This is a genomic window from Dactylosporangium vinaceum (genome assembly GCF_019904175.1).
GTDB classification, from domain to species: Bacteria; Actinomycetota; Actinomycetes; order Mycobacteriales; family Micromonosporaceae; genus Dactylosporangium; species Dactylosporangium vinaceum.
Genome location: NZ_CP061913.1, coordinates 3037382 through 3049871 on the forward strand (window position 1 = coordinate 3037382; position 12490 = coordinate 3049871).

10 protein-coding genes and 1 riboswitch are annotated in these 12490 nt (G+C 74.5%); of the genes, 5 read left to right on the forward strand and 5 right to left on the reverse strand.

The genetic code is table 11. From position 1 onward, the window contains the following. Positions 1 to 295: 295 nt before the first annotated feature. Positions 296 to 676 carry a hypothetical protein gene (locus Dvina_RS13420; RefSeq protein ID WP_223102808.1) on the forward strand — a complete coding sequence of 127 codons (381 nt, stop codon included), beginning with the start codon at positions 296 to 298 and terminating at the stop codon, positions 674 to 676. A 41-nt stretch (positions 677 to 717) separates the two neighbouring features. On the opposite strand, the gene Dvina_RS13425 is transcribed toward Dvina_RS13420, so the two are convergent. Together Dvina_RS13425 and Dvina_RS13430 are read right to left on the reverse strand one after the other, a co-directional pair. Continuing rightward, positions 718 to 1485: a siderophore-interacting protein gene (locus tag Dvina_RS13425; protein ID WP_223102809.1), complete on the reverse strand. Its 768-nt coding sequence runs from the start codon at positions 1483 to 1485 to the stop codon at positions 718 to 720. After that, positions 1482 to 2486 carry an ABC transporter substrate-binding protein gene (locus Dvina_RS13430; protein ID WP_223102810.1) on the reverse strand — a complete coding sequence of 335 codons (1005 nt, stop codon included), beginning with the start codon at positions 2484 to 2486 and terminating at the stop codon, positions 1482 to 1484. Before Dvina_RS13430 ends, Dvina_RS13425 begins: the two co-directional genes overlap by 4 nt. A gap of 71 nt (positions 2487 to 2557) precedes the next feature. On the opposite strand from Dvina_RS13430, the gene Dvina_RS13435 reads away from it, so the two are divergent. The 3 genes from Dvina_RS13435 to Dvina_RS13445 are packed head-to-tail and all read left to right on the forward strand — an operon-like array spanning position 2558 to position 5329. Further along, positions 2558 to 3532: a FecCD family ABC transporter permease gene (locus Dvina_RS13435; RefSeq protein ID WP_380030188.1), complete on the forward strand. Its 975-nt coding sequence runs from the start codon at positions 2558 to 2560 to the stop codon at positions 3530 to 3532. Then, complete coding sequence (locus tag Dvina_RS13440) at positions 3529 to 4518, forward strand: FecCD family ABC transporter permease (protein WP_223102811.1); 990 nt, start codon at positions 3529 to 3531, stop codon at positions 4516 to 4518. Before Dvina_RS13435 ends, Dvina_RS13440 begins: the two co-directional genes overlap by 4 nt. Further along, positions 4511 to 5329, forward strand: coding sequence for an ABC transporter ATP-binding protein (locus tag Dvina_RS13445; protein ID WP_223102812.1), 819 nt, complete (start codon positions 4511 to 4513; stop codon positions 5327 to 5329). The genes Dvina_RS13440 and Dvina_RS13445 overlap by 8 nt, the downstream gene beginning before the upstream one ends. 10 nt (positions 5330 to 5339) lie before the next feature. Here the strand turns inward: Dvina_RS13445 and Dvina_RS13450 are convergent, their stop codons facing one another. The 3 genes from Dvina_RS13450 to Dvina_RS13460 form a co-directional block, all read right to left on the reverse strand. Further along, on the reverse strand, positions 5340 to 6851 hold the full coding sequence (locus Dvina_RS13450) for a precorrin-2 C(20)-methyltransferase (RefSeq protein ID WP_223102813.1): 1512 nt from the start codon (positions 6849 to 6851) through the stop codon (positions 5340 to 5342). Next, on the reverse strand, positions 6848 to 7474 hold the full coding sequence (locus Dvina_RS13455; protein WP_223102814.1) for a precorrin-8X methylmutase: 627 nt from the start codon (positions 7472 to 7474) through the stop codon (positions 6848 to 6850). Before Dvina_RS13455 ends, Dvina_RS13450 begins: the two co-directional genes overlap by 4 nt. Before the next feature lie 174 nt (positions 7475 to 7648). After that, on the reverse strand, positions 7649 to 8710 hold the full coding sequence (locus tag Dvina_RS13460) for a precorrin-3B synthase (protein ID WP_223102815.1): 1062 nt from the start codon (positions 8708 to 8710) through the stop codon (positions 7649 to 7651). A 100-nt stretch (positions 8711 to 8810) separates the two neighbouring features. Next, positions 8811 to 8890, forward strand: a riboswitch (cobalamin riboswitch). Positions 8891 to 8949: 59 nt separating this feature from the next. Between Dvina_RS13460 and cobN the strand changes: the two genes are divergently transcribed. Further along, positions 8950 to 12486 carry a cobaltochelatase subunit CobN gene (gene cobN, locus Dvina_RS13465; protein WP_223102816.1) on the forward strand — a complete coding sequence of 1179 codons (3537 nt, stop codon included), beginning with the start codon at positions 8950 to 8952 and terminating at the stop codon, positions 12484 to 12486. Positions 12487 to 12490: the final 4 nt, after the last annotated feature.

The window sequence follows — 12490 nt, forward strand, 5'->3', positions numbered from 1 at the left end:
CGGTCTTCACGGACAGAGGGACGAGGCCGCAGCCCCGCGGTACCACCCTCCTTGGCCGTGTTTCGACACAGCCCACTCTTGTCCAGCCACGGCTCCGGGGTGATCTTCTCCCCGCGCACACCTGCCGGGCTTCCACCGTCCCCGGTTCGCTCAAGGCTGCGTGCGGGGGTACTCGTCCCCTTCAACACCTGCGCCGAAGTATAGGCCGACCGGGCGCGGCACGCTTTGGGGATACAAGCGCCCGGACGGCCCGTCTACTGTTCTGGCAACGACGACGAACAGGGTGGACCACAACATGAGCGACTACGACGACGGCGGCCAGCTCGACCCGGGCTACACCGGCGACGAGCAGCCGGACACGTTCGGCCACGGCGACACCGACCTCGGCCACTTCGAGACCGGCCAGGACCACAGCGCGATGGAGCAGCTCCACGCCGACCACGGCTCCGAGAGCGACCTGCAGAGCCAGTTCGGCGTGTTCGAGCACGACACCCACCAGGCTGAGTCGACAGCCCTCGAGCACGGGCAGCACGTCGCCTACAGCGCCGGCTACGACGAGGGCGAGCAGCCGTCGTTCACCGGCGGCGACATCGACGACCTGCACGCCCGCCTCGGCGGCCTGGGCGGCGAGGACGAGCCCGGCGCCTCCGCGGGCCTCGGCGTGGCCTCGAACTGAGCACTTCGGAGCAGCCCCGGCCGCCGCGGCCGGGGCTTGCTTCAGTCGCCTTCCGGCACCGCCGCCTCCTTGATCAGGTCGTCCTCGCTCGCCCCGCGCCGCCAGTATCCGGTGAACTTCACCCGTCGCCTGTCGAACCCGCGCTCGTGCACCAGATGCCGGCGCAGCGCGCGGATCTCACCGGACTCGCCGGCGATGAACGCATACGGCGTGCCCGCCGGTAGCACCGCCGCCCGCACCGGGCCGAGCAGCCCGGCCGGGCAGTGCACGACGCCCGGCGCGCAGCGGGCCGGCGCGGCCGCGACGAACGTGTGCACCGGCAGGCTGTCGCCGACGTGGGCCCGGATCGCGGCCAGGGCCGGCACCGCCGTCTCGTCCCCGGCCAGCAGGACCCAGTCGGTGCCGTCCGGCGGCAGGAAGTCGACGCCGCCGTTGTCGGTGACCGTCGGGCCGAGCACCAGCAGCCGGTCGCCGGCCTGCGCCCGCGCCGCCCACCGGTTGGCCGGCCCGCCGCCCGGGTGCAGCGCGAAGTCCACGTCGAACTCGTCCGGCCGGTGCGCGGCGACGGTGTACGTGCGCATGACGGCGCGCACCGCCGGGTCCATGGCCCGCCACCCGGGATACCAGTCGGGGGTCCGCGGCACGATCGCCGTGGACTGGCCGGGGGCCGGGAAGAACAGCTTGCAGCGCTGATCCCGGCCGCCGCTGGCGAAGGCGCCGAGCTGCGGCCCGGCGAACGTCAGCCGGACGGCCGAGGGCGTCAGCCGGGACCGCGCGGTGACCCGCACATCGAAGAAGTCATAGGTCATGCGGTGACCTTCTTCGCTCCCGACAGGGCCTTGGCGAGGGTGTCGAGCGCGCCCGCGCACCCGGTGTAGCTGAACCGCGGCTCGCTCTGCCACGGCACGATCTGGGCGGCCTTGACCGCCGGCAGGCTCGCCCAGGTCGGCTTGGCGGCGAGGTCCTTGGGCTGCAGCGCCTGGGAGCGGTTGTCGAGCAGTATCACGTCGGCCTTGTACTTGTCCGCGTTCTCCCAGCTCAGGTTCTCGAAGTAGCCTCCGGAGACGGCGGTCGGGGCGATGACCTCGACGCCGAGCTCCCGGTAGTAGCTCAGCTCGCCGTAGACCTTGGGGTCGCAGACGTACAGCAGGTCGGGGCTCGCCGACGCGGCCAGGACCTTGAGGCTCCCGTTGGCCTTCACCGCCGCCCTGACCGCCGCCGCGGCCGTGTCGAACTGCGCCTGGCCGGCCGTCGGGTCGCCGCCCAGCGCCTTGGCCAGGTCGGCGTAGCGCTTGATGACGGTGGCCAGCGAGGTCCGCGACACGGTGAGGCCGATGCTCGGGGCCAGGCCGAGGATCTTGTCCTTGCTGTCCTCGGGGACGTACCAGAGCTGGTTCGCCTCGTACATGTTGGTGATCAGCAGCTCGGGGCGCAGCGCGGCGTACTTCTCGATGTTGAACTCGCCCCACGCGTTGCCCAGCGACTCGACCTTGGCCGGGTCGAGCCCGCCGGCCAGCGGATCCTTGCCGCCGTCGGCCGCCTTGAGCGGGCCGAACGTGCCGGCGAACGCGGTGACGCCGAAGTCGTGGAGCGCGGCCGCGGTGCCGACGTAGGCGACGACCCGCTTCGGCGTGGTGCCCAGGTTGACGGCGGTGCCGCGGTCGTCGGTGAAGGCGAACGGACCGCCGCCCCCGCCCCCGCCGCCGCCGCTCGCGGCCGGGTCGGAGCCGGTGCCGTCGCCGCAGGCCGCGAGCGCGCCGAGGCCGAGGACGCCGGCGAGCAGGCCGCGGCGGGAAACGGTCAAAGCCATGGTGGGTTGCCTCCTCACACGTGAGAGCTTAGGGTAGCCTTACTTAAGTTGATCGTGTCAAGGCGGTACCTTTGCCCCCCTTTGTGCGTATCGTTGCCGCGGTCGGCGTCCTCGTCCTGGTCGCGGTGGCCAGCCTCGCCGTCGGCGCCCGCGCGCTCGGCCCGGCCGAGGTCTGGCGCGGCCTCACCGACGCCACGGCGGCCGGCGCCACCGTGGTCCGCGACCTGCGGCTGCCCCGCACCGTCCTCGGCCTGCTGGTCGGCGCCGCCCTGGGCCTGGCCGGCGCCCTCATGCAGGCGCTGACCCGCAACCCCCTGGCCGACCCGGGCCTGCTCGGCGTCAACGCCGGCGCGTCGGCCGCGGTGGTCAGCGCCATCGCCTTCCTCGGCGTGACGGACCTCTCCGGCTACGTCTGGTTCGCCTTCGGCGGGGCGGCCCTGGTGTCCGTCGTGGTCCATGCCGTGGCCGGCGGGCGCTACGGGTCCCCGGGATCGCTGGCATTGAGTGGTACCGCGGTCAGCGCCGCCCTCTACGCATACGTCGCCGCGGTGCAGCTGCTGGACACGGCCTCACTGGACCGGATGCGGTTCTGGACGGCCGGCTCCCTCGCCGCGGCCCGCCCCGGCACCGCCTGGCTGATCGCCCCGTTCGTGGTCGTGGGGGCCGGGATCGCCGCGCTGCTGGGCCGCCCGCTCGGGGCCCTCGCGCTCGGCGACGACTCGGCCCGCGCGCTCGGCGCCCACCCGGGCCGCATCCGCATCCTGGCCGCGGTGGCGATCGTGCTGCTGTGCGGGGCGGCGACAGCGGCCTGCGGGCCGATCGTGTTCCTGGGGCTCATGGTGCCGCACCTGGTCCGCTCGTTCACGGGCGCCGACGTCCGGCTGCTCCTGCTCTACAGCGGCGTCCTCGCGCCGGCGCTGCTGCTGGCGGCGGACGTCATCGGGCGGGTCGTGGCCCGCCCGGGGGAGCTGTCGGTCGGGGTGGTCACCGCGGTCCTCGGGGGTGGGTTCTTCCTGGCCATCGTCCGAGGGCGGCGGTCCGCATGAGCGGGCGCGCCTTCTGGGTGAGCCTGGCCCTGGCCGCGGTCGCCGTGCTGGCCGCGCTCGTCGCGATCGGCAGCGGCGACTATCCGATGGGCCTCGGGGACGTCGTGCGCACGCTTGCCGGTGGCGGTACCCCCGCCGATGCCTTCATCGTCCGTGCACTGCGCCTGCCGCAGGTCGTGACGGCGCTCGTCACCGGCGGTGCGCTGGCGCTGGCCGGAGCGCTGTTCCAGTCCCTGGTACGCAACCCGCTCGGCAGCCCCGACGTGCTCGGCTTCACGCAGGGCTCGGCGACGGGCGGCCTGCTCGCGGTCGTCGTGTCCGGCGGTGGCACCGCGGCGGTCGCGGGCGGCTCGCTGCTCGGGGCCGTCGCCACCGGTGTCGCCATCTACCTGCTGGCCTGGCGCGGCGGCGGCCACGGGCACCGACTGGTTCTGGTCGGCATCGGCGTCGCCGGCATCCTCACCGGCGTCAACAGCTACCTGCTCATTCGCGCGAACATCGTCGACGCCGCCCGGGCCGTGCTGTGGCTCACCGGCAGCCTCGACGGCCGCGGCTGGGGCAGCGCCGCGGTCGCCGGCGGCGCGCTCGTGCTGCTGACCCCGGTCGTCGTCGCGCTGGCCCGGGCGCTGGCGAACCTCGAGCTGGGCGACGACCCGGCCCGCGGCCTCGGGGTCGGCGTGGGGCCCGTCCGGGCGGTCGCCCTGGCCTGTGCCGTGCTGCTGGCCGCCGCGGCGGCCGCGGCGGCCGGACCGGTGCTCTTCGTGGCCCTCACCGCACCCCAGCTGGCCCGGCGGCTCACCGGCGTGGCCGGCCCCAACCTGCTGCCCAGTCTCTTCCTGGGCGCCGCGCTGCTGACCGGCGCCGACGTCCTCGCCCAGCGGCTGCTCCCCGGCCGCCAGCTCCCCGTCGGCGTGGTCACCGGCCTGCTCGGCGGCGGCTACCTGATCCTGCTGCTCGCCCGCACCGCAAGGAGAGCCCGTGTCTGACCGCCTGCGCGGCACCGACCTGACCCTCGGCTACGAGGGCCGCACGGTCACCGAGGGCCTGTCCATCGACATCCCCGACGGCTCGTTCACCGTCATCGTGGGCCCGAACGCGTGCGGGAAGTCGACGCTGCTGCGCTCCCTGGCCCGGGTCCTGCGCCCGAAGGCCGGCACCGTCCTGCTCGACGGCCGCGACATCGCCACCCGCCCGGCCCGCGAGGTCGCCCGCACCCTGGGCCTGCTCGCCCAGACCGCGACCGCCCCCGACGGCATCACCGTCGCCGACCTCGTGTCCCGCGGCCGCTACCCGCACCGCGGCCCGCTGAGCACCTGGAGCGCCGCCGACGAGCGCGCCGTCCGGTGGGCCATGCAGGCCACGTCGGTGACCCCGCTGGCGTCCGCGTTCGTCGACGAGCTGTCGGGCGGCCAGCGGCAACGCGTCTGGATCGCGATGGTACTGGCCCAGCAGACCCCGCTGCTGCTGCTGGACGAGCCCACGACGTACCTGGACATCGCCCACCAGCTCGACATCCTCGAACTCTGCGCCACCCTGCACCGCGAGCACGGCCGCACCCTGGTGGCCGTCCTGCACGACCTCAACCTGGCCGCCCGCTACGCCACCCACCTGGTCGCCATGCGCGCGGGCCGCATCGTGGCCGCGGGCCCACCGTCCGACGTGGTCACCGAGTCCATGATGGAGCAGGTCTTCGCGCTGCCGTGCCGGGTCGTCCCCGACCCGGAGACCGGCACCGCCCTCGTCATCCCCCGCAGACGCGCGAGCGCGGGCGGTGCGGCGGCGGAGCCGGCGCGGTGAGGGCCGGCCGTCAGGCGGGGTACCGCCGCGGCGTCCACACCACCGGTGCCGCCCCGTCCCGGTCCAGCCGGCGGGTCTGCGACGAGCCGATGATGAGCAGCGTGCGCATGTCCACTTCGGACGGTTCGAGGTCGGCCAGGCGCACCACCCGCACCGACTCCTGAGGCCCGCCGACGTCGCGGCCCAGCACCACCGGAGTGTCGGCCGCGCGGTGCTGCAGCAGCAGCGCCTTGGCCGCCTCGACCTGCCACGTCCGCGACTTCGAGCCCGGGTTGTAGACGGCGATGACGAGGTCGGCCCGGGCCGCGGCCTCGAGGCGCCCGGCGATGACGTCCCACGGCTTGAGCCGGTCCGACAGCGACAGCACGCAGAAGTCGTGGCCGAGCGGCGCACCGACCCGGCTGGCCACGGCCTGGGCCGCGGTCAGGCCCGGCAGCACCCGCACCGCGATGTCCTTCCAGCGCGGCTCTGCGGCGACCTCGAGGACGGCCGCGGCCATCGCGAACACGCCCGGGTCGCCCGATGAGACGACCGCTACCCGCCGGCCCTCGCGGGCCAGGGCGAGCGCGAACTCGGCCCGCTCGGCCTCGACCCGGTTGTCGGAGGCGTGCCGGCGCTGGCGCGGATTGCCGGGCACCCGGTCGAGGTACGGCCCGTAGCCCACGAGGTCGTCGGCCGCCGCGAGCGCGGCCTGCGCCTCGGGGGTGAGCCAGTCGCGCCCGGCCGGCCCGAGCCCGACGACCACCACCTCGCCCTCCCGGACGGCGGGCGGGGCGGCGGCCAGCTGCGCCGCCGTCTCGTCATGGACGCGGGACGGCAGGATGGCGATGGAGAAGTACGGCACCGAGTCGGCATCCACGTCGCGCAGCGGGGCGACCCGCTCGCCGGCCGTGGTGGCCCGCTCGACGTACCACGCCTCGTCGAGCCGCCCGGCCCGCTCGATCGCGTCGCGGACCTTGCCGAACGTGCGGCCGAGCTTCATCACCGCGGCCGAGTCGGTGGCGGCCAGCCGCTCGGCGAGCACCCCGGCCGGCAGGGTGCCGGGCAGCACGGTCAGGACCTCGTCGCGCTCCACGAGCGGGCGGCCCAGCACCGCCGACGCGCCCGCCACGGACGTCACGCCCGGGACGACCTCGGTGGGGTACCGCTGCCGCAGTCGCTTGTGCATATGCATGTAGGAGCCGTAGAACATCGGATCGCCCTCGCACAGCACGACCACGTCCCGCCCGGCGTCGAGGTGCGCGGCGAGGCGCGCCGCCCAGGCGTCGTAGTGCTCCTCGATGACGCCCCGGTAGTCGGCGGTGTCCTCGGTGGTCACCGGGTAGACGAGGGCCTCCTCGATGTGGTCGGCCCGCAGGTACGGCGCGGCGATCGACCGGGCGATGCTGCGCCCGTGCCGGGCACTGTGGTAGGCCACCACCGGCGCCGCGGCGATCAGCCGGGCCGCCTTCACCGTCATCAGCTCGGGGTCGCCGGGCCCGAGTCCGACACCGTACAGCCGCCCACTGTCCACAGTGCTCATTCCTTCTCGCTCGCGATCGCGTTGACGGCGGCGGCCGTCATCGCGCTGCCACCCCGGCGCCCGTGCACGACGAGATGCTCGAGCCCCGACGCCGCCAGGGCCGCCTTCGACTCGGCCGCCCCGATGAACCCGACCGGGATCCCGAGCACGGCGGCGGGCGTCCCGGCCCCCTCGGCCACCATCTCCAGCAGCCGGAACAGCGCGGTCGGCGCATTGCCGATGGCCACCACGGCCCCGTCGATCCGTCCCCGCCACAGCTCCAGCGCGGCGGCACTGCGCGTGTTGGCCAGCCGCTGGGCCAGCGCCGGCACCGCGGGATCGCGCAACGTGCAGACCACCGCATTGTCACGGGGCAGCCGCGCGCGGGTCACCCCGGACGCGACCATCTCGGCGTCACAGAGGATCGGTGCCCCGTCCCGCAGCGCCGCCCGCGCCGCCCGCACCACGCCGGGGGAGAAGCCGACGTCGGCCGGCAGGTCGACCATCCCGCAGGCGTGAATCATGCGCACGGTCACCTGCGCGACGTCGGCCGGCAGCCCCGACAGGTCGGCCTCGGCCCGGATCGTGGCGAACGAGCGCCGGTAGATCTCCGCCCCGTCCCGGATGTAGTCCCAACCGCTCACGCCGCCGCCTCCGCAAGCTCCGGCGGCGACGCGAGCCCCGCCCAGCACTTATGGTTCGCGGCCACTCCGCTTCGCTCCGTACCGCTCACGCCGCCACCTCCGCAAGCTCCGGCGGCGACGCGAGCCCCGCCCAGCACTTATGGTTCGCGGCCACTCCGCTTCGCTCCGCGGCGCTCACGCCACCACACTGCGCTCATATCCGGCCGGCGTTGCCAGCATCTCCACGTGCCTTCCCTTCGGTGCGCCGCAGCGGCGCTCGCAGCCGACCCAGTGCGCCGGCTCGGCGGTGCCCGCGGCCACCGCGGCCCGGGCGTCCGCGCGGACGTCGGCGAGTGACTTGGCGCAGCCGGGCCGGCCGGCGCAGGCGGTCACCCCGGCCCACGGTGAGGCCGGGTCGGCGACGAGACCGGACTCCACAGCGTCGGCCATCGCCGCGGCCGGGACGACGACGGTCCGCCACGGCGTGACGATGATCTCCCCCAGCGCGCTCAGCGCGGCCGACTGCGGGGCTGTGAGCAGGCCGAGCGGGACCGCCAGGACCGCCGAGTCGCCGTGGATGCCGGGACCGGGCGGATCGGTGCGATTCGGGGCAAGAGCCGTGAGCCGGGTGCCGAGGCGGGCGGCGACCCGCTGCGGCCCGTCGACCAGCTCGGCCAGCCGCCAGGCGTTGGAGTGCTGGGCCGCCCGCTCGGCCAGAAACGCCCCGGCGGCGCGAACGAGCAGCTCGGGGTGGCCGCGGGCCTCGGTGAGTACCCCCGCCAGCGTCAGATGGGAGTCGTGGAGGCCGACGTCGCCGAGCAGCGGGGTCACGTCCCCGCGGCCGTCGTCGATCGTGGCCAGGAACCGGCCGGGCAGCGCGGCCAGGGCGGGCTCGGCGCACAGCAGCGCGTCGAACCGCGCGACGAGCGGGCGCACGGCGGCGCTCAGCGGGGTCGCGACGATGTTGCGGACCCGCTCGTGGGTGGCCGACGGCAGCAGCCCGGCGCTGGTGAGCCGGGCCGCCAGCTCGTGCTCGGCCCCCGGCGGCAGCGCTCTGACCTGCACGTTTCCGCGGGAGGTGAGCTCCAGGGCGGGGTCGGCGAGCTCGGCCGCGGCGGTGCGCAGGACGGCCAGCTGGGCGCCGGTGATCCGGCCGCCCGGCAGCCGGACGCGGGCCAGGCCGCCGTCCGCGGCCGGGTGGACCTGGACGGCACCCGGGCACCGGTCGGCACTCTCACGTCGGGTCGCAGGCTGCACGGGCGGATACTACCTGCGCACGGGACGTGGACCACGCTCGCTTGACGGGCGCCTGACGGTCCAGGAGAGTTGACGGCGCTGTAAGCACGGCGACGAGTGGAAGGAACCCGGTGCGAGTCCGGGGCGGTCCCGCCACTGTCACCGGGGAGCGCGTGTGTCTTTCCGGGAGCCAGGAGACTTCTCCGCCGCCGGAACCGACCACCGACTTGGGGCGCGGACCCTGAGGGAGGAACCCCGGCGTGATCCTGCTGCTGTCCACGTCCGACACCGACCTGCTCAGCGCGCGCGCCAGCGGCGCCGACTGGCGACTGGCCAACCCGTCCCGCACCGCCGTCGAGGACCTCACCGGGCTCGCCGAAGGCGCCGAGCTGATCGTTGTGCGGTTCCTCGGGGCGTACCGCGACTGGGAGCACGGCTTCGACACGCTCATCGCGACCGGGCGGCCGGTCGTGCTGCTCGGCGGCGAGCAGGCCCCCGACGCCGAGCTGATGAGCCACTCCACGGTTCCGGCCGGCCTCGCCGCCCAGGCCCACGCCTACCTGGCGTTCGGCGGCCCGGCCAACCTCGCCGAGCTGCACCGGTTCCTCTCCGACACGATCCTGCTCACCGGCCACGGGTTCGCCGAGCCGGTCGAGCTGCCCGCCTGGGGCGTCCTCGAGCGCACCGCCGCGGAGGTGGAAGGCCCGACGGTGGCCGTCATCTACTACCGGGCCCATCACGTCTCCGGCAACACCGCGTTCGTCGAGGGGCTCTGCACCGCGATCGAGGACGCCGGCGCCCGGGCCCTGCCCGTCTTCGCGGCGTCGCTGCGCACCGCCCCGGCCGCGCTGCTCGCCACGCTGCGCCAGGCCGACGCGCTCGTGGTGACGGTCCTCGCCGCCGGCGGCACCCGCCCGGCCGACGCCCAGGCCGGCGGGGAGGACGAGGCGTGGGACGTCGGCGCGCTCGCCGCCCTCGACGTGCCGATCCTGCAGGGCCTGTGCCTCACCAGCAGCCGCGAGACCTGGGACGGCAGCGACGACGGGCTGTCACCGCTGGACACCGCGACCCAGGTGGCCATCCCCGAGTTCGACGGGCGGCTCATCACCGTGCCGTTCTCGTTCAAGGAGATCGACGAGGACGGCCTCACCGTGTACGTCGCCGACCCCGAGCGCGCGAGCCGGGTCGCCGGGATCGCCGCCGCCCACGCCCGGCTGCGGCGGCTGGCGAACGCGGACAAGCGGATCGTGGTGATGCTGAGCGCGTACCCCACCAAGCACTCCCGGATCGGCAACGCCGTCGGCCTCGACACCCCGGCCTCCGTCGTGCGGCTGCTGGCGGAGCTGGAGGCGCGCGGGTACGACCTCGGGGAGGGCTTCCCCAAGGACGGCGACGCGCTCATCCACGAGCTCATCGCCGCCGGTGGCCAGGACGTCAACTGGCTCACCGACGAGCAGCTGCAGGGCAACCCGGTGCGCATCGCCGGCGCGCGCTACGCGGCGTGGTTCGCGACGTTGGACGAGGGCCTGCGGGCCGGGATGGAGCAGCACTGGGGCCCGGCACCCGGCGAGCTGTTCGTCTCCGACGGCGACATCGTCCTCGCCGCACTGCAACGTGGCAACGTCGTGGTGATGGTGCAGCCGCCGCGCGGGTTCGGGGAGAACCCGGTCGCCATCTACCACGACCCCGACCTGCCGCCGTCGCACCATTACCTGGCCGCGTACCGCTGGCTGGCCGACGAGTTCGGCGCGCACGCCGTCGTGCACGTCGGCAAGCACGGCAACCTGGAGTGGCTGCCCGGCAAGACCGTGGGCCTGTCGGCCGGCTGCGGGGCCGACGCGGCGCTGGGCAACCTGCCGCTGATCTACCCGTTCCTCGTCAACGACCCGGGCGAGGGCACCCAGGCCAAGCGCCGCGCCCACGCCACCCTCGTCGATCACCTGGTGCCGCCGATGGCCCGGGCCGAGTCGTACGGCGACATCGCCCGCCTGGAGCAGCTGCTCGACGAGCACGCCAACATCGCGGCGCTGGACCCGGCCAAGCTGCCGGCGATCCGGGCGCAGATCTGGACCCTGATCCAGGCGGCCAAGCTCGACCACGACCTGGGCCTCGACGACCGGCCGCACGACGCCGAGTTCGACGATTTCCTGCTGCACGTCGACGGCTGGCTCTGCGAGGTCAAGGACGTACAGATTCGCGACGGGCTCCATGTGCTGGGCCAGGCGCCGTCGGGATCGGCCCGGGTCGACCTGGTGCTGGCCATGCTGCGGGCCCGGCAGATGTGGGGCGGCCAGGTCGCGGCCCTGCCCGGACTGCGCGAGGCGCTCGGGCTCGACGAGTCGAGCGTGGAGCGGTCCAATGTGGACGCTGTGGAGGCGTCGGCGCGGGCGCTCGTCGCGGCGATGGAGGAGCGCGGGTGGGACGCCTCCGACATCGCCGATCTGTCGGACAACCCGGAGGTGCTGCGGGTGCTGCGGTTCGCCGCCACGGAGATCGTGCCGCGGCTGGAGCGCACCACCGACGAGCTCACGAACGTGCTGCACGCGCTCGACGGCGGCTACGTCCCCGCCGGGCCCAGCGGCTCCCCGCTGCGCGGCCTGATCAACGTCCTGCCGACCGGCCGCAACTTCTACTCCGTCGACCCGAAAGCGATCCCGTCCCGCCTCGCCTGGGAGACCGGCCAGGCGATGGCCGAGTCGCTCCTGGCCCGCTACCGCGCCGACCACGGCGAATGGCCCCGCTCCGTCGGGCTGTCCATGTGGGGCACGAGCGCCATGCGCACCGCCGGCGACGACATCGCCGAGGCCCTGTCACTGCTCGGCGTCCGCCCCGTGTGGGACGAGGCGTCGCGCCGGGTCACCCGCCTGGAGCTGATCGACCCGGGCGAGCTGGGCCGCCCCCGCATCGACGTCACCATGCGCATCTCCGGCTTCTTCCGCGACGCCTTCCCGCACGTGGTGGCCCTGCTCGACGACGCCGTGCAGCTGGCCGCGGCCGCTGCGGGCGAGGACAACTACGTCCGCGAGCACGTGGCCGCGGACGTCGCCGCCCACGGTGACGAGCGCCGGGCCACGCTGCGCGTCTTCGGCTCCAAGCCCGGTGCCTACGGGGCCGGCATCCTCCCACTCATCGACAGCCGCAACTGGCGCGACGACCGCGACCTGGCCGAGGTCTACGCGGTGTGGGGCGGCTACGCCTACGGCCGCGGTGTCGACGGCGTCGCGGCCCGCACCGACATGGAGGGCGCGTACAAGCGGATAAGTGTCGCGGTGAAGAACACCGACACGCGCGAGCACGACATCGCGGACTCGGACGACTACTTCCAGTACCACGGGGGCATGGTCGCCACCGTCCGCGCCCTGACCGGCCGGGCCCCCGCCGCGTACGTCGGCGACAGCACCAACCCCGACGCCGTGCGCACCCGCACCCTGAGCGAGGAGACGGCCCGCGTCTTCCGCGCCCGGGTGGTCAACCCCCGCTGGCTGGCCGCGATGCGCCGGCACGGCTACAAGGGCGCCTTCGAGCTGGCCGCCACCGTCGACTACCTGTTCGGCTTCGACGCCACGGCCGGTGTGGTGGCCGACTGGATGTACGAGAAGCTGGCCGAGTCCTACGTCTTCGACCCGGACAACCACAAGTTCCTCACCGAGTCCAACCCGTGGGCGCTGCACGGCATCACGGAACGCCTCCTGGAGGCCGCCGACCGCGGGCTGTGGGAGCACCCGCAGGAGTCCACGCTCGCCGGTCTGCGCGAGGTGTACCTCCAGACGGAGGGCGACCTGGAGGACGACGACTGACCCG